General features: G+C 46.8%; 26 protein-coding genes, 1 pseudogene and 1 riboswitch. Of the genes and pseudogenes, 9 read left to right on the top strand and 18 right to left on the bottom strand.

Features of this window, described 5'->3' with window-relative positions:
* Positions 1–483 carry a CotY/CotZ family spore coat protein gene (locus tag ACW5MY_RS06100; protein ID WP_013351854.1) on the top strand — a complete coding sequence of 161 codons (483 nt, stop codon included), beginning with the start codon at positions 1–3 and terminating at the stop codon, positions 481–483.
* Positions 484–631: 148 nt separating this feature from the next.
* On the top strand, positions 632–1,075 hold the full coding sequence (gene cotZ, locus ACW5MY_RS06095; RefSeq protein ID WP_013351853.1) for a spore coat protein CotZ: 444 nt from the start codon (positions 632–634) through the stop codon (positions 1,073–1,075).
* Between the two features lie 57 nt (positions 1,076–1,132).
* On the opposite strand, the gene ACW5MY_RS06090 is transcribed toward cotZ, so the two are convergent.
* The 10 genes from ACW5MY_RS06090 to ACW5MY_RS06045 form a co-directional block, all read right to left on the bottom strand.
* Entirely contained in the window at positions 1,133–1,720 is a 588-nt protein-coding gene (locus ACW5MY_RS06090; RefSeq protein ID WP_013351852.1) for a CotO family spore coat protein, read from the bottom strand.
* A gap of 97 nt (positions 1,721–1,817) precedes the next feature.
* The gene (fabI, locus tag ACW5MY_RS06085) at positions 1,818–2,594 is read right to left on the bottom strand and encodes an enoyl-ACP reductase FabI (RefSeq protein WP_013351851.1); all 777 of its coding nucleotides are present in this window, start codon (positions 2,592–2,594) and stop codon (positions 1,818–1,820) included.
* A gap of 130 nt (positions 2,595–2,724) precedes the next feature.
* Positions 2,725–3,537, bottom strand: coding sequence for a bifunctional hydroxymethylpyrimidine kinase/phosphomethylpyrimidine kinase (gene thiD, locus ACW5MY_RS06080; protein WP_013351850.1), 813 nt, complete (start codon positions 3,535–3,537; stop codon positions 2,725–2,727).
* Positions 3,538–3,559: 22 nt separating this feature from the next.
* A complete protein-coding gene (thiF, locus tag ACW5MY_RS06075) occupies positions 3,560–4,570 on the bottom strand; it encodes a thiazole biosynthesis adenylyltransferase ThiF (protein WP_013351849.1) in 1,011 nt (336 codons plus the stop codon).
* Positions 4,567–5,337: a thiazole synthase gene (gene thiG, locus ACW5MY_RS06070; RefSeq protein ID WP_007610655.1), complete on the bottom strand. Its 771-nt coding sequence runs from the start codon at positions 5,335–5,337 to the stop codon at positions 4,567–4,569. The genes thiF and thiG overlap by 4 nt, the downstream gene beginning before the upstream one ends.
* Complete coding sequence (gene thiS / locus ACW5MY_RS06065; protein WP_013351848.1) at positions 5,334–5,537, bottom strand: sulfur carrier protein ThiS; 204 nt, start codon at positions 5,535–5,537, stop codon at positions 5,334–5,336. The genes thiG and thiS overlap by 4 nt, the downstream gene beginning before the upstream one ends.
* The gene (thiO, locus tag ACW5MY_RS06060) at positions 5,534–6,643 is read right to left on the bottom strand and encodes a glycine oxidase ThiO (RefSeq protein ID WP_013351847.1); all 1,110 of its coding nucleotides are present in this window, start codon (positions 6,641–6,643) and stop codon (positions 5,534–5,536) included. The genes thiS and thiO overlap by 4 nt, the downstream gene beginning before the upstream one ends.
* The gene (tenI, locus tag ACW5MY_RS06055; RefSeq protein ID WP_014470610.1) at positions 6,627–7,244 is read right to left on the bottom strand and encodes a thiazole tautomerase TenI; all 618 of its coding nucleotides are present in this window, start codon (positions 7,242–7,244) and stop codon (positions 6,627–6,629) included. The genes thiO and tenI overlap by 17 nt, the downstream gene beginning before the upstream one ends.
* A complete protein-coding gene (gene tenA / locus ACW5MY_RS06050; protein ID WP_013351845.1) occupies positions 7,219–7,929 on the bottom strand; it encodes a thiaminase II in 711 nt (236 codons plus the stop codon). The genes tenI and tenA overlap by 26 nt, the downstream gene beginning before the upstream one ends.
* An 86-nt stretch (positions 7,930–8,015) precedes the next feature.
* Positions 8,016–8,124, bottom strand: a riboswitch (TPP riboswitch).
* Positions 8,125–8,177: 53 nt separating this feature from the next.
* Entirely contained in the window at positions 8,178–10,022 is a 1,845-nt protein-coding gene (locus tag ACW5MY_RS06045; protein WP_289394291.1) for a monovalent cation:proton antiporter family protein, read from the bottom strand.
* A 225-nt stretch (positions 10,023–10,247) separates the two neighbouring features.
* Between ACW5MY_RS06045 and prpE the strand changes: the two are divergent.
* A pseudogene (prpE, locus tag ACW5MY_RS06040) lies at positions 10,248–10,998 on the top strand (bis(5'-nucleosyl)-tetraphosphatase PrpE).
* A 33-nt stretch (positions 10,999–11,031) separates the two neighbouring features.
* Here prpE and ACW5MY_RS06035 read toward each other — a convergent pair.
* From ACW5MY_RS06035 to ACW5MY_RS06020, 4 genes are read right to left on the bottom strand one after another with little or no spacing between them, the layout of a single operon-like run.
* A complete protein-coding gene (locus ACW5MY_RS06035) occupies positions 11,032–11,925 on the bottom strand; it encodes an RluA family pseudouridine synthase (protein WP_013351842.1) in 894 nt (297 codons plus the stop codon).
* A gap of 14 nt (positions 11,926–11,939) precedes the next feature.
* On the bottom strand, positions 11,940–12,740 hold the full coding sequence (locus ACW5MY_RS06030) for an NAD kinase (protein WP_013351841.1): 801 nt from the start codon (positions 12,738–12,740) through the stop codon (positions 11,940–11,942).
* Between the two features lie 17 nt (positions 12,741–12,757).
* Positions 12,758–13,393 carry a GTP diphosphokinase gene (gene yjbM / locus ACW5MY_RS06025; protein ID WP_013351840.1) on the bottom strand — a complete coding sequence of 212 codons (636 nt, stop codon included), beginning with the start codon at positions 13,391–13,393 and terminating at the stop codon, positions 12,758–12,760.
* 27 nt (positions 13,394–13,420) lie between these two features.
* Positions 13,421–13,786 carry a UPF0738 family protein gene (locus ACW5MY_RS06020; protein ID WP_013351839.1) on the bottom strand — a complete coding sequence of 122 codons (366 nt, stop codon included), beginning with the start codon at positions 13,784–13,786 and terminating at the stop codon, positions 13,421–13,423.
* Between the two features lie 124 nt (positions 13,787–13,910).
* Between ACW5MY_RS06020 and ACW5MY_RS06015 the strand changes: the two genes are divergently transcribed.
* The 5 genes from ACW5MY_RS06015 to ACW5MY_RS05995 all read left to right on the top strand — a co-directional run bounded on the left by ACW5MY_RS06015 (position 13,911) and on the right by ACW5MY_RS05995 (position 17,148).
* A complete protein-coding gene (locus ACW5MY_RS06015; RefSeq protein WP_013351838.1) occupies positions 13,911–14,483 on the top strand; it encodes a CYTH domain-containing protein in 573 nt (190 codons plus the stop codon).
* Between the two features lie 4 nt (positions 14,484–14,487).
* Positions 14,488–15,174, top strand: coding sequence for a lytic transglycosylase domain-containing protein (locus ACW5MY_RS06010; RefSeq protein ID WP_013351837.1), 687 nt, complete (start codon positions 14,488–14,490; stop codon positions 15,172–15,174).
* Positions 15,175–15,398: 224 nt separating this feature from the next.
* Positions 15,399–15,797, top strand: coding sequence for a globin domain-containing protein (locus ACW5MY_RS06005; protein ID WP_013351836.1), 399 nt, complete (start codon positions 15,399–15,401; stop codon positions 15,795–15,797).
* The gene (spxH, locus tag ACW5MY_RS06000) at positions 15,794–16,696 is read left to right on the top strand and encodes a protease adaptor protein SpxH (RefSeq protein ID WP_289394290.1); all 903 of its coding nucleotides are present in this window, start codon (positions 15,794–15,796) and stop codon (positions 16,694–16,696) included. Before ACW5MY_RS06005 ends, spxH begins: the two co-directional genes overlap by 4 nt.
* Positions 16,697–16,980: 284 nt before the next feature.
* Positions 16,981–17,148 (top strand): hypothetical protein, encoded by a 168-nt coding sequence (locus ACW5MY_RS05995; protein ID WP_003155026.1) that lies wholly within the window; start codon positions 16,981–16,983, stop codon positions 17,146–17,148.
* A gap of 35 nt (positions 17,149–17,183) precedes the next feature.
* Here ACW5MY_RS05995 and pepF read toward each other — a convergent pair whose 3' ends face one another.
* The 3 genes from pepF to mecA form a co-directional block, all read right to left on the bottom strand.
* On the bottom strand, positions 17,184–19,013 hold the full coding sequence (gene pepF / locus ACW5MY_RS05990) for an oligoendopeptidase F (RefSeq protein ID WP_462061726.1): 1,830 nt from the start codon (positions 19,011–19,013) through the stop codon (positions 17,184–17,186).
* A 228-nt stretch (positions 19,014–19,241) separates the two neighbouring features.
* Entirely contained in the window at positions 19,242–20,402 is a 1,161-nt protein-coding gene (locus ACW5MY_RS05985) for a competence protein CoiA family protein (RefSeq protein WP_013351833.1), read from the bottom strand.
* A 151-nt stretch (positions 20,403–20,553) separates the two neighbouring features.
* Positions 20,554–21,210 (bottom strand): adaptor protein MecA, encoded by a 657-nt coding sequence (gene mecA / locus ACW5MY_RS05980; protein WP_014470612.1) that lies wholly within the window; start codon positions 21,208–21,210, stop codon positions 20,554–20,556.
* Positions 21,211–21,485: 275 nt separating this feature from the next.
* On the opposite strand from mecA, the gene ACW5MY_RS05975 reads away from it, so the two are divergent.
* Complete coding sequence (locus ACW5MY_RS05975) at positions 21,486–22,142, top strand: TerC family protein (protein ID WP_013351831.1); 657 nt, start codon at positions 21,486–21,488, stop codon at positions 22,140–22,142.
* Between the two features lie 57 nt (positions 22,143–22,199).
* Here ACW5MY_RS05975 and spx read toward each other — a convergent pair whose 3' ends face one another.
* On the bottom strand, positions 22,200–22,595 hold the full coding sequence (spx, locus tag ACW5MY_RS05970) for a transcriptional regulator Spx (RefSeq protein WP_003327578.1): 396 nt from the start codon (positions 22,593–22,595) through the stop codon (positions 22,200–22,202).
* Positions 22,596–22,751 lie beyond the last annotated feature (156 nt).

Below are 22,751 nucleotides of genomic sequence, written 5' to 3'. Positions count from 1 at the left end.
ATGAGCTGCGGAAAACACCATGGCCGAGATGAAAATTGTGTATGCGATGCAGTCGAGAAGATTTTAGCAGAGCAAGAGGCTGTTGAAGAACAATGCCCGACTGGATGCTATTCCAATCTGTTAAGCCCGACGGTTACCGGTAAAGATACCATCCCGTTTCTCCTGTTTGATAAAAAAGGCGGTTTGTTCTCCACATTCGGAAACGTCGGAGGATTTGCGGATGACAGCCAGTGCTTCGAGTCTATTTTCTTCCGGGCAGAAAGAGTTTGCGATTGCTGCGCGACGCTTTCAATACTGCGCCCCGTAGATGTGCACGGCGACACCCTCAGCGTCTGCCATCCTTGTGATCCGGATTTCTTCGGTTTAGAAAAAACAGATTTTTGCATTGAAGTTGATCTAAGCTGCTTCAGCGCCATTCAATGCCTTTCACCGGAGCTTGTCGACCGGCCTGCGCCGCACAAAGAGAAAAAGCACCACGGATAGTCATTGATTCGCATCTTTTCTAAAGGAGAATCCCCTTCCAACCTTCTATTACAGATGCAATCATCAGCCCGCCCGGACGTCCGGGCGGCTGACTCTCCGATATCGTTTAATCCGGTACCATTTAAAACGTGAAGTCAGGAGGGATATTATGAGCAAGAATACAACATACTGTGTGCGTGAAGCAGTAGAAAATATTGAAGACCTGCAAAATGCGGTTGAGGAAGAATGTCCGGCCGGATGCTATTCCAACCTTTTATCGCCGGGTTATTCATTAGGCGATACAGTGCCATTTGTGCTTTTCACTTCTAAATCAGCGCCGTTTGTCGCGTTCGGAAATGTCGGCGAGCTGGATAACGGCCCGTGCTTTAATACCGTTTTTTTCAGGGTTGAAAGAGTCTGTGACGGATGTGCCACATTAAGCCTGCTTATTGCTTTTGACGAGCATAAGCACATTCTTGATTTTACAGATAAAGATTCTGTCTGCGATGTATTCCGTTTAGAAAAAACACACTATTGCATTGAAGTCGATCTTCACAGCTTCTGCGCCATCAATTGCCTGAACCCGAGACTGCTGAACCGCACACATTCTTAATCGAAAAGCATAAAAATAAGCTGCCGGATTAAAGAATTCAGGCAGCTTTTTGTATGGTTAAAAACCGAGCGGATGCAGCGAGGTGATATCGCTAATGGCAAGCTCCGCAGGCGCACCGTTGCTCGTCGTCCTCAAATAGATGGCATCATTTTTTCTGCCGACGATCACGCCTCTGTAAGTTTTCCCGTTGGCTTCTATCAGACAAAGCGCCCGCGGCATATTATGCGGCAGCTTCGTTAAGAAATCAATTTTTTCAACAATGGACATTCTGCTCATCGGCTTTTTCACGCGCTTCGGCGGAACTTTCTCCTCCGGGGCGTCATTGTGAACCGCTTCAGGCTCTTTTTCAGCGGTGTCAGGTTCATCAGCAGCTTCCTGCACTTGCGCCGGAACTTCTTGAGAGGCTTCCTCCGCGCGGCTGTGCTGTACAGGCGTCTGATTTTCCGGTTTGGCAGACGCGGCTCCGTCGGGCTGAGTCTTACATTCTTCCTCCTGCTTTCCAAACGCCGGCTCTTCTTCCGGCGGCTGATGTGCTTTCCTTTTTTTGATTAATATGTCCTGCATTGATGATTGCGTGTCTGTATAATCCGGCTGAACAATATACATGAGCGGTTTTTTGTCCGCGCTTCTGTTTTGTTTTGACATCTTCATCCCTCCGATTCTGTCATGTTTTATCTATATGACAGAATGATTAAAATCAGAAGAAAGAAAAAAGCAATCCCTGAAAGGGACTGCTTGTCAATTAACGTGCGGTAATATGGAAACCGGAATCAACGTGAAGATTTTCGCCCGTGATGCCTCTTGAGAGGTCACTGAACAAGAATGCAGCCGTGTCGCCCACTTCTTCAGGCGTTGTCGTGCGGCGCAGCGGTGCGCGCTCTTCGATTTCTTTCAGGATAGAGTTGAAATCACTGATTCCTTTTGCAGACAGCGTGCGGATCGGGCCTGCTGAAATACTGTTGACGCGGATGTTTTCTTTTCCTAAGTCAGCGGCTAAATATCTGACGCTCGCATCAAGAGACGCTTTTGCCACACCCATTACGTTATAGTTTGAAACGACGCGCTCTCCGCCGAGGTAAGTGAGTGTAACGATGCTTCCGCCTTCAGTCATGATCGGACGCGCCGCTTTTGCGACCGCTGTCAGAGAGTAAGAACTGATGTTATGCGCAAGCAGGAATCCTTCACGGTTCGTATTTAAATATTCACCGACAAGCTCTTCTTTGTTTGCAAACGCGATGCAGTGCGCGATGCCGTGAATCACGCCGACCTGCTCTTTAATGCTCGCAAAGCAAGTTTCGATCTCAGCGTCATTTGTCACATCACACGGAAGGATGAGAGAATCATTTCTTTCTAATGTAGCCGCAAGGTCATGAACTGATTTTTCCAAGCGTTCTCCTGCGTATGTGAAAATGAGGCGCGCTCCGGCTTCATGCAGCGAGCGGGCGATTCCCCAGGCGATACTGCGTTTATTGGCGACGCCCATCACAACGATGTTGCGGCCTTCAAGTGAAAAATTCATATGTATAAAGCCTCCTGTAATCGTCTTAAAGACATAGTTTTAGTACCTGATCTTAATTTTTATCATATCATAACCTTGTCCAGATTGAAAGCATGGGAAAAAGACCGCTGGGTGTCGAAGCGGTCTCTTTTTATCTCGTCTGCAGACTGTTTCTTTTAAAGGCAAAATGATTGGTCGGGCCGTGTCCCGCTCCGATGCCGAGCGTATGTTCCACCGCTTCACGCACAAAATTGGCGGCTATCTCAAACGCGGTTTGAATCTGTTCTCCCTTTGCGGTTTCCGCCGTCAGCGCAGCCGCAAACGTGCAGCCTGTTCCGTGAGTATGTTTGGTGTCAATATAGGCGTGACTGATTTGGGTAAAAGACGAACCGTCAAATAATAAATCAACGATTTTCCCCTGTTCCGGCTGATGTCCGCCTTTTATGATGACGTTTTTTGCGCCAAGCCTGCAAAGGCATTCAGCCGCTTTTTTCCGGTCCTCAAACGTGCGGATTTCCATCCCCGTCAATGCCTCAGCTTCCGGAACATTCGGCGTAACCGCATAGCTGCGCGGAATCAGCAGCTCTTTTAACGCGGCCTGTGATTCCACCCGCAGCAGGGAAGCGCCTCCTTTGGCAATCATGACGGGGTCGGTGATGAGATGATCCAGCCCGTACTGATCTATTTTTTCCGCTATTTCCGCAATCATCTCTGCGCTCCACAGCATCCCCGTTTTTATCGCGTCAGGCCGTAAATCTTCCGCCACCGCGTCGATCTGGCTGCCCAGCGCTTCCCTGGTGAGCGGATAGATGCCGTGAACGCCCAATGTGTTCTGGGCGGTTACCGCTGTAATGGCTGACATTCCGAAGACACCGAGCTCCTGAAAGGTTTTGAGATCGGCCTGAATACCGGCGCCGCCTCCTGAATCTGACCCGGCAATCGTCAATGCTTTGCATATGCTCATGCTGTTTTTCTCTCCTTTCACATTATCCGATCCATTTATGATAAAAGGATTTCGCTCTGCTGATATCACTTGTACCGTGAATTAATGCTCTTCCGTCACGAAACAAAACCATCTTGACATTGTCTGCGCGGAACGAAATTAAATACGGGTTGGCTGACACGTCAAGCCCCGCCCGCCTGAGCTGTTCCGCAAGCCTTTGCAGATCAAACTGTTCGGATATCCCCGTTCTGATCTGTACCGTGTTCCGGCCGCACAGAACCGCCGCTTTCGTCTGATTTTCATAAGATAAAAACGGAAAATCATTTGTGCCGCAGCTTGGACAATCAGCCGACTTAAGCTGGGCGACGTTTATTTCTGACCGTTCATTTTTCCATAAATCAAACGAACGGAGAACATGCTCAACAGGTTCGCCCGTTAACAGCTTCAGCGCGTCTGCAGCCTGAAAAACGGCCGTCTGCAGGACAGCCGGGCTGATAATTCCCGCCGTATCGCATGTCATTCCGCCTAAAGGCAATGTCTCAAGCAGACAGTGAAGACACGGCGTGACACCGGGTATGACGGTGAATGAAAGTCCGTAGCTTCCGACACAGGCGCCGTACAGAAAGGGAATTCCTTTCTGTACAGCCGCGTCATTCACAATCATCCTTGTTTCAAAGTTGTCAGTGGCATCCACGATAAGGGATGCGTCACAAATCAATCCGGGTGCGTTTTCCGCAGTGACATCCATGACAAAACCTTCTACCTCTACATCACTGTTTATAGATCGCAGCCGCTTTTCTGCTGCCGCGGCTTTCGGCATTTCCTGTCTGACATCGTCTTCGGTATAAAGCTGCTGGCGCTGGAGATTACTCCACTCCACATAATCTCTGTCGGCGATCGTTACCTTCCCGACTCCTGCTCTGACAAGCATCTCCGCACTTGCCGTGCCGAGCGCACCCGCACCGATAATCATGGCATGAGACGAACGGAGCTTCTGCTGGCCTGAGGGACCGATCGGCTGAAACAGCTCCTGTCTGGAATATCTGTCCGTCATACCGGAAGACCGTCACGCGGACTGCTTGCAGTTCCGTAATCTTTCACCGGTATTCTGCCGGCTTCATAAGAAAGGCGGCCCGCTTCTACGGCAAGCTTCATTGCCCGGGCCATTTTGACCGGATCATCAGCGCCTGACACAGCAGTATTTAATAACACGCCGTCAGCCCCGAGCTCCATCGCGTAGGCCGCGTCTTTGGAAGACCCGACGCCGGCATCGACAATGACCGGCACCTTCGCCTGTTCAATGATGAAGGAAAGATTCAGCGGATTTAAAATCCCCTGGCCTGAACCGATCGGTGAAGCGCCCGGCATAATGGCATGAACTCCGAGCTCCTCAAGACGCCTTGCGAGCACGACATCATCTGACGTATACGGCAGAACGATAAATCCCTCTTCGAGCAGCTGTTCTGATGCTTTCAATGTCTCAACCGGATCAGGCAAAAGTGACCGGCTGCATCCGATAACTTCTACTTTTATCATGTCACAAAGTCCGGAAGCTTTGGCAAGCCTTGCAATTCTGACTGCCTCTTCAGCCGTTGCGGCGCCGGCTGTATTCGGCAGAAGCGTGTACTTAGATAAATCAAGCTGTTCGAGAAAGTTTGGCTGAGACTCTTCAAAGATGTTCATCCGCCGCACCGCAAAGGTTAAAATATCTGATTCCGAAACCGCCACCGCTTCTTTCTGAATCTCAAAACTCGGATATTTACCTGTTCCTAACAGCAATCTTGACTGAAACTGCTTTCCTCCTATTGTTAACATCCTCATCCGCCTCCTACAAAATGAACAATTTCTATGACATCCCGGTCACACAAACTTGTATTTTCATAATTCTTTTTTTCAATGATTTCTTTATTTCTCTCTACAACTACGATTCTGTGATCAAGCTGATACGATTCGAGCAAATCCTGAACCGTTCCCTCTTTTCGATCCCAATCAATTTGTTTTCCGTTCAGCTGAAGGATCATATGTGAACCGCCTCCTTGCGATCAATTCGAAACGCTTCTTCCCATTCATGTTTCACCTGTTTCCCCAGGATCATATCCCGCACCATTTCAGCCGTTGCCGGGGCCAATAAGATGCCGTTTCTAAAATGGCCGGCGGCGAATATGATGCCGCTGTCTTCAGGATGCCGCCCGATAAACGGCTTTCCGTCTCTTGTACCCGGCCTGAGCCCCGCCCAAAACCGGTCTATTTTCATATGTTCGATGGCGGGCAGCATGGTTTTCGCTTTTGAGATGACGGCTTCGATCCCGCCGATGTCAGGCGTATCGCTCCAGTCGCCCTGTTTCATTGTGGCACCGATGACAAGCCGGCCGCTTTTTCTCGGGACGACATAACTTTGACCATGGTAAAGGGTTTTGGTAAGCGGGATATGGTCATTCCACACAGAAAGGCATTCTCCTTTCACAGGGAAAAAAGGCTGTCCCAAGCCGAGCTGGCTGAAAAACCGGCCGCTCCATACACCGCTTGCAACTGCGACTTGGTCAGCATAAACATCCCCGCCGGATGTTGTGATACAGAATGCTCCGTTCACCCGTTTAACGGCGGTCACATGTGTATGCTCATATATATCAGCGCCATAGCGCCGCGCCCCTTTTGCATACGCTTTGCAGACATAATACGGCTCGACATGGACATCGTCTTTTATAAAACTTGCGCCGAGAATGTCCTTTGAAGCGTACGGCTCTTTTTCAAGGGCTTCTTCCGCTGAAAGCCAAGTGACGGAAGGTAAATCATCCATCTTTCGTAAACGGATAATGTCTTCTTCGGTATACGCCAGTTTAAGCATTCCGCCGTTATGGCGCCTGATGTCAATGCCGCAAGCCTCCTCCAGCTCGCGCCCTGCCGCTTCATACAGTCTTTGGCTGTACATGGCGAAATCAAAAAACGCATCCCGGTTTTCACATTCCGCATGAGCACCCAGCATTCCCGCAGCAGCGCTTGTCGTTTTTCGGCCGATCGCACCGTCTTCAAACAAGACAACGTTCTTTTGAGTCTTCGCCAGTTCATAAGAAATGGCGCACCCGATAATTCCGCCGCCGATAACCGCCGTTTCATAGTGCTTCTTCATAATCGGCCTCCCTTATTGCGCGTGCATACCGTTTTGCCGCTTCCTCAGGATTTTCAGCTGAGAAAATGCCTGACATGACGGCAATTCCGTCCGGTTTCGCCTGCTTTGCCTTTCCGATTGTCTGCAGTGTCACTCCGCCGATTGCGATTACGGGGATAGAAAGCGTGCTTTTAATATCTGAGAGCAGGCTGATGCCTCTTGCTTCAAGTCCTTGTTTACATTCGGTTTCAAATACATGGCCGAACACCACATAATCCGCATCTTCTTTTTCAGCTTGGACCGCTTCTTTCAGCGAATGAACCGAACGCCCGATATGAAGATGGGGAAATCTGTTTCGCACCTGTTTGACGGAAAAGCTGCGGGCCGGAAGCTGAACACGGTGTATATTGGCAAAAAGCGCGACATCCGCCCGGTCATTAATAACCAATTTGTCCTTATCGGCGCCGCCTTTTTTCAAAAGTGCCAAAAGCTGCATGATCTCTCCCGCTGTTTTGTCCCGCTCACGGATATGGATAAAGCTCACTTCATGCTGAATCGAAAGAATATCCTCCGCCAGCTCGGCAACGGGCTTGCGATTATCGGTTACCGCGTGCAGCTCCAAAGGACTCCACCTCTTTTCCGCCCTTTCCGGACCAGCCTTCTTTTTGATAAGCCATTCCCCAAAATTGATATTCATAATAGCTTGAAATCACAAAATTCTCTTTCATTTTCGCGCGGATTTCCTCTGTGCTGCTTTCAGCAATCTCGTTAAAACGGCTGATCTGTTCTTCGACTTGCTGTCTGAACCAGTCTCCGCCGTATGTGCCGATCCATTTTTCATAAATCGGATGTTCCGGTTTGCATTCCTTTAAGTGTTCGCCGACTTCATAATAAAGCCAATAGCAAGGCAGAAGCGCAGCTAAAATTTCTCCAAATTGGCCGCTCATCACCGATCTGTACATATGAGACGTGTAAGAATAAGCCGTCGGTGCCGGTTTAAAGGCCGCACGTTCTTCTTCTGTAATTCCTAAAAGCTCCGTAAACTCGCGGTGCAGCGCCATTTCTGCTTCATATGTACCCTGAGCGTGGCCTGCCATCCTGCCCGTCGTAAACAAGTCTTTGGCATATGCGGCTCCGAATGCCTGAACTTTTGCAAAATGTGTCAAGTAGTAGGAATCCTGCAGCACGTAATAGCTGAAACGGTCGATCGGCAGGCTTCCGTCACCGATTCCCGTTACAAACGGATGAACAAAACTTCCGTCCCACCATTCGGCTGCCGCCAGTCTGCACTCTTCAGAAAATGTCATTATGTCTTCCCCCCTGATAAAATAAAAAAACCACTTTCCCGCATCGGAAAAGTGGTTTGGAATTTATATGGATAAAAGGAACCCAAAAAAATACCGCTCCACTTCCCTACGCAGGTCTGAACCTGTTCAAGTTATGAGGGTCTAAAAGTCTCACTTTTATCTCAGCCCTTATGAAGGACACCCCTAGTGGTCATACGATTGATTATTTACTTGTTATGCCTTCTATCTTATCACGAATTGCAATTTGGTCAAGCTTCAAGAATGTTTCTCAGTTTCGACACGTAGTTACGCGAGCCCGTAACGATGAGACGGTCTCCTGTTTTCAGCCGCGTGTCTCCGTGCGGAACGATGCTGTCCACACCTCTGAAAATCCGGACGAAAATCACATCGCCCATCAGCGGAAATTCCCGGAGAATGATGCCGTTATACGCCGTGTTTTCCAGATTGATCTGATAAAGCGAAGACTCTTCGTTCGTCAGGAGGCTCATCACGCCGGGCGCCTCGATTAACGCGCGCAGCAGCGTTTTTGTAGACAGAAGGATAGAAAAAATACTGATGCCCTCTTCCTTCAGTTTTGTTTCATGTTCAACCGAGCCGACGCTCGCAATGATACGCTCAGTCCCTTTCTCTTTCGCGATTAAGGCGATTTCAGCGTTCACGTCTTCATTGCCCGTCGCCACTACAAGGATATCCGTTTTGAAAATATCGTGGGACTCAAGCGTGCCGGGCTCATAATCAGAAATGGTCTCAACCGAAAAAACGGATTCCGCAAGCTTTTCTCCGGCATTTTCCTGATCCACATGAACGACCCGAACTTCATATTCCTCATCAGGCAATTCCAGCGTCACCGGGAGCGTCATTTGATTTGCGCCGATAAATGTAATGCGCTTTTTCTCCTGCGGCGCACTTTGCCGTTTGTATAATTTTTTAAATCCGATCGGTGTGATGATGCTGGCAATAACCGCAACCAACGTCAGCGCGCCGGACATATTAGCGCTGATAATGTGGAGCCTTTCTCCGATCGTAGCCGCCGCGATGACAAGCGAAAGCGTGGATGTCAGCAAAAACCCCGAAGCAAACACGGTTCTTTTGTCATACCATTTCTTTAAATAAATCACCGGGAGCATTTTGCTGATAAACAGCGCAATCAGAAGCAGCGGGATCATCGTCAATATTTTCGGATCTTGGAAGAGCGTCCAAATGTCCAGTTTCACCCCGACCATGACGAAAAAGATCGGAATTAAAAACCCGTATCCGAATGAATCCAGCTGCTCCACCATCTCTTTATTCGGAGACAGAAGCGATACCAAAACGCCTGCTAAAAACGCGCCGAGAATATTTTCCGCCCCGAGAGATTCTGACAAAGCGACAAGCACGATAATCAGTGTGAAAATGGCTCTCGTGCCGATCTGAACGGTGCCTTTAGACATCGACTGCACAAATGAGCGGTGTTTAAAGATCCTGCCGAAGAAATACAGCACGACTCCCGCGGCAAAGAGAATCAAAAGAAGCCACATATTTCCGCTGTCTTCTCCGTAAAGAGAAGAGAAGAAAGCGAGCAGAATCATCGTAACCAAGTCCGCAATAACGGCGACAAGCAGAATGATCTGGCCGATGTTGGAGTTCATGATCCTTTCTTCTTTTAAGGTCGGAACCACCACTCCGAGTGATATCGTCGAAATAATAAGCGTCATTAAAAATGCGTTTTGAATAAAACCGGCTAAGACAAAGCCGTAGGACAGCAGCAATGATAAAATAAAGATGCCGAAAAATATAATCAGTGCGGCAGAAAACGTGTTGGGCGCTTCCTTGCCGTTCGGAAGGAATTGTTTTTTCTTCCCTTTCTCAAATGACGAAAAATCAATTTCCAAACCGCTTAAGAACATTAAAAAGATAAAGCCGAGGACAGACAGCGTCTCCAGCCACGTGTCTCCCTGAACGACGAGATTCAGGCCGCTTTTTCCGATAATAAGCCCCATGATGATTTCCGCGACGACAACCGGAATGCTGAGCTTAAACCGATGCAAAAGGAGCGGCGTCAAAAAAGCGACGATCAGAACGACGACTAAAGATGCGACTGATGTGTGTTCCATTAGTAAATACCTCCTTAAAACAAGGGTTATAAAAGCCCGCTTAAAGCGGACAAAACCTTACTTTTTTAAAAACATAACGCATATTCTAACAAGGCTGACCGCGAAAAAAAAGTGATAAGGCTTTATTTCTTTAATTCTTTTTTTAATTTGTGCCAAAACAGCGTAATTAGGTATAGGAATTAACCCCATAATAAATAAAAAACCGTTCAAAGGAGGCTGACACAAATGGCTTATGACATCATCAGCGATATACACGGATGTTATGACGAAATGATCGCTTTAATGCAAAAGCTCGGATATGAAGTGAAAGACGGAAACGCCCGTCCATCCTGAAGGCAGAACGCTTGTCTTTGCGGGGGACTTAACCGACAGAGGCCCTAAATCCGTTGAGGTGATGCGTTTTGTGACAAAAGCATATGAAAAAGGGGCCGTCCGTTATGTCCCGGGAAATCATTGCAACAAACTGTATCGCTACTTAAAAGGAAACCCCGTAAAAGTGATGCACGGACTGGAAACAACGGCAGCGGAACTGAAAGAGCTGTCTCCCGCTGACAGAACGGAAATATCCAGACAGTTTATCCGATTATATGAGTCAGCGCCGCTTTACGACATTTTACATAACGGCGAGCTCGTTGTCGCCCACGCTGGCATAAAAGCTGACGATATCGGTAAATACACGCGTAAGGTGAAGGAGTTTGTTCTGTACGGTGATATCACGGGAGAAACCTATCCCGACGGCAGGCCCGTCAGAAGAGACTGGGCTGCCGCTTATGAAGGCAAAGCATGGGTGGTTTACGGCCATACCCCGGTAAAACGCCCCCGGATCGTCAACCGTACGATCAATATTGATACAGGCTGTGTCTTCGGCAATAAGCTGACAGGCTTTCGTTTTCCGGAGCACGAAACCGTTTCTGTAACAAGCTCAATGCCGTATGATGCATCACGATTTCGCGAGGATGACGGCACGCAGACATGAAAAAAAGCCCGAGACCGGTTAACGGTTCGGGCTTTATATGTGTTCAATCAATGTTTTCATATCGTCAGGAACGGGGGCATGAAAAACGAGCGTTTCTCCGGTCATGGGGTGTACAAATGAAAGCAGCTCACTGTGAAGAGCCTGCCGTGCAATTCCCTCGTTTTTTCCGCCGTACAGTGTATCGCCGACTAACGGATGGCCGAGATAACTCATGTGCACCCGGATTTGATGCGTCCGCCCCGTCTCCAGACGTAACGCTGCAAGCGTGGACGCATGTCCCGCTTTTTCCGCTTGAAAATGCGTCACTGCTTTTTGTCCCTCCGGCGTTACCATCCGCTCAATAATACTGTCGGGCTTTCTTCCGATGGGCGCGTCCACCGTTCCTTCTTTCTGCAGAATGACGCCGTGTACGACAGCGAGATACCGCCTGTTAACAAGGCCCTTCTTCTGCGCTGCCGACAAAAGGGAATGGGCAAGCCGATGCTTGGCGATCAGCATCGCTCCCGATGTATCCCTGTCAAGACGGGTGACAAGATGAACTGTTGACTGCACGCCGTTTTTACGATAGTGGCTGATCACTCCGTTCGCGATGCTTTCGGACGGGTGCTCTCTTGATGGAATTGAGGAAACATACGGCTGTTTATTGACCACAAGCACATGGTCATCTTCATAAAGGATATCAAGCGGAACCGGCTCAGGCAAAAGCGTTTCACTCACATGCTCCTTTGGGAATTCAATCTTAAGCACATCTCCGGCCGCTAACACGGTGCGGACGGTTACGTGCTCTCCGTTTACAAGAAGGTCTCCGCCGCCGAATTTAATATCAGCGAGAAGCCGCTTTGAAATGCCGAGCTGCGCCGTATATTCTTTTACCGTCATGCCGGCTTCCGGGGCAGAAATGTTCTTTTGGATAAAAAAGTTTTTCAATCCGTTTCCTCTTTCTATTCGCCTTTTCCGATAAAGGAGTCCTGCACTCTTTTCCAAAACGGAAACGGGCGGAATCTTGCAAATCTGACTTTTTCTTTTGCCACCCGGCACAGAATAGACTTGACATCCTTATGCAGCAAGGTTAAATGATCTATCGTGACTTGGAAGTCGACTTCGTTTCTCGGCTTGATGACACAGTTATGATGATCGGGAAGCAAAAGCGGCGAACCGACAGTCCTGAACACTCTGTTATTGATGGATGCCATTTCCGCAAGCTGAATCGCTCTGATGGAAGGGTGGATGATCGCGCCGCCTAACGCTTTATTATAAGCCGTGCTTCCGGAAGGCGTGGACAGACATAAACCGTCTCCCCTGAACGTTTCAAACAGCTGGCCTTTAATTTCAACGTCAGCGACGAGACTGCCTTCTATGCTTTTGATCGTACATTCGTTCAAAGCCAGATACCGCTCCTCACGTTCTTCATCATGATAAGTGACAATCACCTCAAGAAGGGGATACTCCACGGTGTGATACGGCGTTTTGGCGATGGCCAGAACAAGCTTCTCTATCTCCTGCGGAACCCAATCGGCATAAAAACCCAAATGCCCCGTGTGAACCCCGACAAAAGCAGTTTTATCGAGACGGTCGCTGTACCTGTGGAACGCGTAAAGAAGCGTTCCGTCACCGCCGACGGAAATAACGATTTCCGGCTCTTTTTCATCCAAGGTCATGTCAAAATCGAGTAAATACGCCTGTATTTTGCTTTTCAGTGTATCTGAAACCTCGTCTCCTTTTGAAGAAACGGCAAATTTCATGCCATTCCCCTCCTTTCCTACTGGTGGCCGCCCGCTTTTTTCTTTCGTGAAAACGCGGCTTGGGCTTCCTGGATCTCTCCGCGGATTTCTGACATTTCTTCATCGAGCCGGGATGCGGCTTCTGAGGCCCGCTGCAGCCTCAGCTTTACTTTTTCGGGAATGTTCCCGCTGTATTTGTAATTCAGTGAATGCTCAATGGTTGCCCAAAAGTTCATGGCAAGCGTCCGAATCTGTATTTCTACAAGAAGGTGCTTTTCTCCGGACGCTGTCTGTAAAGGATATAAAACGACAAGGTGGTAAGACCGATATCCGCTTTCTTTATGCTCTGCTATGTAATCCCGCTGGTCGACAACGGTAAAATCTTTTCTGGCAAACAGCATATTTTTGACGATCTGGATATCATCTACAAATTGGCACATAATACGAAGCCCCGCGATATCCTGCATCGTTTCAATCTGATGAAGCGGTATGCTTTTCCGTCTCGCTTTTTCAAGTATGCTCGCCACCGGCTTTACGCGGCCTGTCACAAATTCAATCGGTGAGTGATCATCTTCATACTCATAAAGGGTTCTGACACCTTTCAGCTTCACCTTTAATTCTTCAACAGCCTGGCGGTATGGCGCTAGAAATTGCTCCCATTGTTTGTCATCCATCGTACATCCCCCAATTCCGAACCTGTTCTAAAGAAATACGCTTTTCACTTTTTCTTCCATATCTCCGTAGTTTGCATTATCTTTAATATTTTCAATAAGATAATCGAGTTCTTCATGCAGCCCTGAAAGTTCAACCGTTTTGCCGCCGGCCTCAAGCACCGCCGGTTTTCTTTGGTCAAGGGCCTCTTTCAGATCCGGCCATACATGGTCTTTTATAATGACATATTCAAAAGAGTCAGCTGTTTCAAGTATGTATACAAAAGCAAAGTGATCGGAATCAACAAGCATTTGACCTGAGGCTTTGCGTTCCGCTCCGCTTAAGTCTTCTCCGCACTTCAGTCGGAGCGCGTCTTCTGTTAATGATGCATTTTGGATTTCAATTCTCTTTTGCATAATGTTCTCCTTTTTTAACAAAGTACAGCATTTATTTTATCATATCAAGGTCGATATTGATAAACGTAACCTCTAAAGAGATAATGGGAATTATACAATTTTTCGTCCTGAAAGGAAGACTGTCATGACCCAAGAAATAGAAATTGAGTTCAAAAATCTGCTGACAAAATCAGAATTTCAGAAACTAAGTGAAGCACTCGGCATGAAAAAACATGATTTTAAGCAGCAGATCAATCATTATTTCGACACAAAAGATTTTTCTCTGAAACAAAAAAAATCAGCCCTCCGCATCCGTGAAAAAAACGGCGCGTTCGTCCTGACATTAAAAGAGCCTGCCGCGGTCGGTCTGCTGGAAACGCACCAAGAGCTTACGTCACCTGACCTTGACGGCTTTAAGATTCCGGAAGGCCCTGTCAAACGGCAGCTGGAAGGTCTCGGTATCAATTCAGAACACATTTGCTGGTTCGGAACGCTGTCAACTGAACGCGCGGAAAAAGAATCAGAAAAAGGCTTAATCATTTTAGATCACAGCCGATATTTAGAGAAAGAAGACTTTGAATTGGAATTCGAGGCCGCTGACTGGGACGAAGGAAAACGGGCGTTTGAACAATTGCTCAAGCAATTCAGCATCCCGGAGCGGACCACTAAAAATAAAATCCAGCGTTTTTATGAACAGAAACAAAAAAAGGTGGAATGACAGAGTGAATATAACGAATTGGGCGGCCATTCTCCAGCTTCAATCAATGGCGCTGCAATCAATCTCTAATACAGGCACGGCTTCAAGCGGACAATCTTCACAAAGCCCGCTTTCAGATTTCAGCGCGCTGCTCAGCCAGTATACGGACACAGCCGTCCGGCAGCAGCCGGAAGCGGGAATTTTAAACGGGGTGCGGACCGCTCACACTTCATATTCACCGAGAATTCCGGTTACAGCCAGTTCAGCGGACGCATCACAGACCGCTTCTCAAAGCATTAAGCCTGCGAATGCGGCTTCTGACATCAGCACCGGAAACTTTTCAATAGACAGCGCCATTCAAAAAGCGGCCGAGAAATATGGAGTGGACGAAAAGCTGATCCGCGCCGTTATTAAACAGGAATCGGGCTTTAATCCGAAAGCGGTCAGCGGCGCGGGGGCAATGGGGTTGATGCAGCTTATGCCTTCCACGGCTGAATCACTCGGGGTGTCAAACCCGCTTGATCCCGTCCAGAACGCTGACGGCGGCACGAAGTACTTAAAGCAGATGCTCACGAAATACGACGGGAATGTGTCCTTGGCGTTAGCCGCCTACAACGCGGGCCCCGGCAACGTAGATCGGTACGGAGGCGTTCCGCCGTTTAAGGAAACACAGCAATATGTCAAAAACATAACCCGGCAGTATTACGCGTAAACCAGAGAGGCTTCCTTCTCTGGTTTTTTTGCGGAGTGAAATCTTACACATGAATGAAGGCGATGTGATATGATATGAAATACAAGCGCCTGACAGAAAGGCACTTTGTTTGTAGAAATAAAATGTTATTGCTAAAATATACAGTAACTGAAGATAGTAAAACTGAAAGATAATTTCGCAATAGGAATGATGGTTCCTATTAGCCATATAAAGGAGTAGTCAACATGGGACAATCGTTTAACGCACCATATGAAGCGATTGGAGAGGAACTTCTATCGCAACTTGTTGATACTTTTTATGAGCGTGTCTCGTCTCATCCCTTGCTGAAACCAATATTCCCAAGTGATTTGACTGAAACGGCCAGAAAACAAAAGCAATTTTTAACCCAGTATTTAGGCGGGCCTCCCCTTTACACAGAAGAGCACGGACATCCCATGCTCAGGGCAAGGCATCTTCCCTTTCCGATTACGGCCGAGAGGGCTGATGCGTGGTTAAGCTGTATGAGCAGTGCGATGGATCATGTCGGGCTAGAGGGCGATATTCGTGAATTTCTGTACGGGCGTCTGGAATTAACGGCCAGACATATGGTAAACCAGTCGGAAGCGGAGGATCGATCATATTGACGAATTATCAGCATGAGCAATACTTCGCCCATTGCCACGGACATCCAAAAAAACCGCTGGAAATTTACATGTTTGTTGACCCTTTATGTCCTGAATGCTGGTCGCTGGAACCCGCCATAAAAAAACTAAAAATCAGATACGGACGTTTTTTTACGCTGCGGATCATTGTCTCCGCGAGTATCACGTCGCTGAATAAGCAAAAACGGAAAAAACACCTTCTTGCCGAAGCTTGGGAAAAAATTTCGAACCGTTCCGGGATGCCTTGTGACGGAAGCCTTTGGCTTGAGCAGGAACAGCCTTTGTCATCGCCTTACCTTGCCGCACTCGCGTTAAAAGCGGCCGAACTGCAAGGAAGAAAGGCCGGCATCGTGTTTCTTCGCAACATGCAGGAAAGCCTGTTTGTCTCAAAGCAGAATATTACGGATGAAGACGTTCTTTTAGAGATTGCCAAAAAGACGAAATTGGATGTCGAAGAATTCAAACGCGACCTCCATTCACAAAGCGCAGTCAAAGCGCTTCAGTGCGATATGAAAATCGCGGCGGAAATGGACGTCACCGTCAATCCGACATTGACGTTCTTTAACAGCCTGCATGATGATGAAGGGCTGAAGGTGCCAGGCAACTATTCTTATGACGTATACGAAGAAATCTTATTCGAAATGCTCGGCGATGAACCGAAGCCTTCTGAAATGCCGCCTTTGGAATGTTTCATTGAATATTTCCGGTTTGTCGCATCGAAAGAAATTGCACTTGTTTATGATTTAAGTCTTGAAGAAGTTGAAAAAGAAATGAAAAAACTGGCATTCGCCAAAAAGGTCGCCAGAGTGGAAGCAAAGCACGGTCTGTTTTGGAAATCCCTGGCCGGCACCAAGGAAGATGTCACCTGCTATGATCATTAAAAAAAGCTGATTCCTTACGGAGCCGGCTTTTTTTGTGCAAATAAAGAAACCGCGCCGGGATAAGCGCGGTTTCATATGTCTTAACGACAACAAAGGGGATGGGAGAAATTTTTCACGGTCAAACAAAGGGGTAATGTTTGTTTGTGATCAATTTCACATCCTTATCATATCAAATCTTGTCGAGTTTTGACAAGCCATAAGCTTAATGTTCATATTTTTGTCACAAAACATAACTGACTGCTTGTTTTCATAGAATATATCAATGAAAACAAGGAGGGACATAAATGCTCCGCACCGTATTGATCATCGGAATGATTGTGTTTTTCTTCTTTTTAAATCTGCTGGCTATGATGCATATGCTGCCGATTTACATTACATCTCCCCTGCTGTTTCTATCCATATTGTTTGCCCTGTACCGGCTGAATCACCGAAAAACGTTTAAAGGATTTTAAAAAGCCTGCGCATCTAATGCACAGGCTTTTTTGTATTAGGAAGGATTCACTTTCGAAAGGAGTTCTTCCATTTCATTCAGTTTCTCTTCAAACATTTTGCAGGCAGCTTCGATCGGTTCAGGCGAAGTCATATCGACTCCCGCTTTTTTCAGGATGTCGATCGGATATTCTGAGCTTCCGGCTTTTAAGAAGTTGGTATAACGCTCAACCGCAGGCTTGCCTTCTTTTAAGATCTGGCTGCTCAGCGCTTGAGCCGCACTGTAGCCTGTCGCATATTGATACACATAATAATTGTAATAGAAATGCGGAATTCTTGACCATTCCAGGCTGATTTCTTCATCAATTACCATGTTGTCTCCGAAATACTTTTTATTCAGATCATAATAAAGCTTGTTCAGCAGTTCAGGCGTTAACGGCTCGCCTTCTTGCGCTTTCGTATGAATCAGATGCTCAAATTCAGCGAACATCGTCTGTCTGAAGACTGTGCCTCTGAAACCTTCAAGCATGTGGTTGAGAAGATACAGACGCTGTTTTTCATCTTTTAAGCTGTTCAGCATATATTCACCGAGCAGCGCTTCATTGGTCGTAGAAGCGACTTCAGCGACAAAAATGCTGTAGTTTCCGTACGGATACGGCTGATATTTTCTCGTATAGTAGCTGTGCACGGAATGGCCGAACTCGTGAACGAGCGTAAACAGATTATTGACAGTGTCGTGCCAGTTCATTAAGATGTACGGATTCGTGCCGTATGTACCGGACGAATAAGCACCGCTGCGTTTTCCTTTGTTTTCGTATACATCGACCCAGCGGTTTTCAAGTCCTTCTTTTAAAATAGACGCGTATTCATCGCCTAACGGAGCAAGCCCTTTGAGCATATAATCTTTTGCTTCCTCATATGTGACCTTCATTCCCGAATCTTTTACAAGCGGTGTGTACAGGTCATAATTGTGGACTTCATCAAGGCCGAGCACCTTTTTCCGCAGATCAATGTAACGGTGTAATAACGGAAGATGTTTATTGATCGTTTTGATAAGGTTATCATAAACTTCTTCAGGGATGTTGTTATTGGATAAAGCCGCTTCCCGTGCTGATTTGTATTTTTTCACCCGGGCGTAGAAATTATCTTTTTTCACAGTGCCACTGAGTGTAGTCGCCATCGTGTTTTTATACTGTCCGTATGTTTTATATACGGCTTTAAAGGCGTTTTTACGGACTTCCCGATCGCTGCTTTCCAGAAAATTAATAAAGTTGCCGTGTGTGATTTGAGTTTCCTTGCCGTTTTCATCTTTTATCGACGGAAACGTAATATCGGCGTTGTTTAAAACACTGAATGTATTGGAAGGCGAAGACAGCGCTTCTGACGCTTCCGCAAGCAGGGCCTCTTCTTTTTCGCTCAGCACGTGCGGACGCTGTTTTGTAATTTCTTCAATGGCATGGGAGTAAACCTTAAGCTCTTCTTTTTCCAGAATAAACTGATGCAGCTTGTCCTCCTGAATCGCCAGAATTTCCGGTTCAATGTAAGCAGTCGCACTGGCGGCCTGAGAATACAGACTTGCGGCTTTGTCGTTCAGTCCTTGGTAGAAAGAATTTCCCGTATCCTGATCTGAGCGCATATGCGCGTATGCATAAAGTTTTCCCAGACGGCTCGTCACTTCATCCTGTGCGGTAAGCCCCGCGTATAAATTATCGGCTGAATGAGCAAGCGTGCCTTTAAAGGAAGATAAATTCGGAATTAATTCTTTAACTGCTTGAAATTCTTTATTCCAGGCCTCATCACTAGGAAAAATATCCTCTAGTCTCCATGTATGCTCTGCCTTTACTTCACTTCTGTCAGGCAGCTGTGCTGCTTTATTTTCCTCAGTCATGGTGATCCCCCTCGTTTTCTTTATTTCAAGCCAATTGAAAAAATGATTGTTTCTCCAAAAGCTTGTGTTGTGATTATCTTCCGGCTTTTCACTGCCTTTTGTCAAATCATATGCGGCGTATAAGACCGAGCATACCAATAATACAATGAAAAACCGAAAACAAAATGCTTGTACGCCCTTCACATTCAGCCACCACCTTGACGTTAGGGTGAACGAAACGGAGCATTCTCATTCCCTAAAAAAGAGCAGGTCCCGGCGGTGCAGCTCTTCGGCCGTTTGAGGGCGCTTGTGTTGGGTTGAAGGCATATATACTTCATTCTCAGTTTCCCTTAAAAAATCCTGCAAACATAAGAAATCAGCATATTGTTTTATCGCCATTCTGATGAGATCTTCATGTGAATCATACCGCATCCTGATCTCCTGCCGCCGGATTTTTTGCCGCAAATAATGAACCATGCCGGATAACCGGATCGGTGCGCCTTTTTCACAAAGCTCCGCAAGCCGCAAGTATAAATGGCCCTGCCACACAAAAACGGGACTTGCAAACACAAAGCCCGCTGAAACGGGGATAAACACTTCAGAAGGCAGAAAAGGAAAGGCAATCTGATGCCGTTCGTAAAAAAGTTGCCGGATAAGACCTGCATCTTCAGATAAAAACCGGCCGCTTTTTTTGCGGAAGCCTGCTACGGCGCGTCCCCAAGAGGAAAGGTTGACGCTGTGCCGGCCCTCCGGGAGAGAAATGTCTTTCAGGTTTGCTTTATGAAGAGGGATCATGGTTAAGCCGGCATAAGAATAGCCGGTGTAAAACGGGGTGATGGAATGAAGCTTATAAAAGGAGCGGACATCGGGGCAGTAAAACATCAAGGAGGAAAATGAGTTAACTTCAAATAATTGCCAGTGATAAGCAGAAAGCCGGAAAAAATGCGCAGCCAGCCGTTTTAAGCGTTTTGCTCCGATGATCCAGACAGGCCGATACCCGGCGTTTTTCAAGCCGGCCGTCCGGCTCTTTAAAGAATCTGCCGAAAGGTTTGCACATTGAAATTCAAAAGCCAGCCGCTCTGTGCCGCTTTCCGCCGTCAGATCAGGCCGCTGTCGGGCGGAAGGCAGATACGGCTCTAGGCTGACGGCGCAACCTTGTGTCTTAAGCCAGAGAAAAAGCTGTCTTTTTCCTTCCAGATGATATTCGCTTTCGGGTTCGGATTCTCCCGGGCACAGCCTGCTTTTTTTATGAGCGAAGTGCGGCAGTTTTTCCCGTCCCAATTTAATATCAAGCTCACTTTCACAAACGGGGCAGAACCAGCGTTTCTTTCTCAGCTCCGCCGCTTTTTCTTTTGAATAGCTTCCGGCCAGCTGAATGAGCTGTCCCTCGGCAGTCAAAGCACTGAACATGCTGCATCTTCTCCTTTCCTGAATCTTGATGTATTCAGCAGAAAGAAGGCATACTCCTTTTTGCGGATGAGAGCCGTTATGCAATTTTCAGCCGTTCATAAAGTCATTCAGAACAAAAAAAAACCGATTTCTGCTGAGAGAAATCGGTTTGTTATGATGCAAAGTGTTTTTTTATCGTATATAACGCATGATCAGCGATCACCAATTTTCCGTATTCTTCAAGACGGTGAATGCTGACTGATGATTCTTGCGCGTACTCCAACAGGATGCTTAGCTGATTTTCAACCTCTTCATCAGTTTGCTCATAAAAATCTGCATATAAATAATATCGGTCTTCAAACGAATACAGGGTCGTTTTAATTCCGTTAAGATTCAATTTTGATAGCGAGATGAGATCCTCAAAATCGTCGAACCGCAAAGTGAACTGAAGCTTTTGCTCCTTATCCTCCCGATTCTCGGCCTGCTCTTCTTTCTGGAAATCATCAAGTAGAGCATCGAGATTTTCATCTGCCGGCTCTTGTTTTTTATCTTCCGGGATCGGCAGTTCGAGTTTTTGTCCGTCCTTGGAAAGCTGGGCTTTTGTTACGATTATTTCCAGTCCTTTGTCCAATGCCTGAACCTGAATCCAAAGAGGACCCTCGACAGCGAATTCCTCTTCATCATGCACTTCATCCATGACTTCCCAGAACAGTTCTTCACTGCGCTCGCGATTGTACCAGATTTCTTCTCTGTCAAAACCGCGATCTTCAATATCACCATAAGACATATAAAATTTTACTGTATGCTCATTAATTCTTTCTATTTCCATTTTGCCAACCTTCCCTTCTTTATAAGATGTTGAAGGGACATCTAAGCTCCCGATGAATAGTACTTTACTACACTTTACCCATTCCGTCCACATCTTAACCTTATAGAAGACAGCGCAAATTCTTTATATTTCTATTTTATGATAAAACAGTTATAAAAGAAATAAAAAAGCATTTTCACACCGAAAAACAGGCTTTCTCCCGGTTCTCATCATAAATAGCGCACCGCCTCATATATTAGCTGTACAAGCAACCGATCTATAAGCGAGGTGTTATTATGCCGCACGATTACCTGCTGTCCCTTCTGCTCATTATCGGAATTGACCTCATTCTCGGCGGTGACAATGCCGTCGTCATCGCGATGGCCAGCCGGAATCTGGCGCATAAGCAAAGACAGCAAGCGATCATCTTCGGAACGTTTATCGCAGTCGTCTTAAGAATCGTTCTGACGAGCGCCGCGGTCTATTTATTGAATGTTCCTTTTTTACAATGCGCAGGCGGAGTGTTTTTATTGTATCTCGGCTATCAGCTTCTGATCGAGAAGAAAGATGCGCAGCATGTGAAAAGCAGTTCTTCCCTTTGGAAAGCCATCCGCACAATCGTTCTGGCTGATATCTTTATGTCGCTTGACAATGTCATTGCTGTAGCCGGCGCTTCTCACGGTGAGCTTACACTTGTTGTGATCGGGCTCTTCATCTCGGTGCCGATCATCATCTGGGGCAGCAAGCTCGTTCATGCCGCTATGGACAAAATGCCTTTATTGATGTATGCCGGGAGCGGCCTTCTCGCGTTTACCGGCGGTGAAATGATTGCCGGAGACAGCAAACTGTCATTTTTCATGGCAGAACACAGCGCAATACAGATGATGCTGCCGATTTTGACCGTCGTTTTTGTCATACTCGCCAGTATGATTTATCAACAGACTGAAAAATAACAAAAAGCCCAAAACGCGATGGTTTTGGGCTTTTTCCATGCTTATCGTAAGCTTATATCAGTTGGCAAGACGCTGTGCTTCTCTTAATTGGAAAGAACGCACTTTTCTTGGCAGGAATCGTCTGATTTCGTCTTCGTTATAGCCGACTTGCAGACGTTTTTCATCAATGATGATCGGACGGCGGAGCAGTCCCGGATGCTCATTGATCAAAGTGTACAAGTCTTGAAGAGGCATTGATTCAACGTTTACGTTTAGTTTCTGGAATACTTTAGAACGGGTAGAGATAATTTCATCCGTACCGTCTTCAGTCATACGCAGAATCTGCTTGATCTCATCAATTGATAACGGCTCGGAGAAGATGTTTCTTTCTTCAAACGGAATCTCGTGCTCTTCAAGCCAAGCTCTTGCTTTTCTGCATGACGTACAGCTAGGTGATGTGTATAATGTAACCATTAATCTTCACTCCTCTAATTAGTAGGATGAACATGTTTGTATTCTCAAATTGAAATGACTTTAAAAAAGGAATCTTTATAGGTATTATACTATAAAAAAGTAAGTGTGAACAGTCTCCTGAGAAAAAAATGTGTCAATCCGGCAAATTTACGTTTT

The organism is Bacillus sp. Bwzl_19 (assembly GCF_054900515.1).
This window is presented reverse-complemented; position numbering and strand designations above follow the sequence as displayed.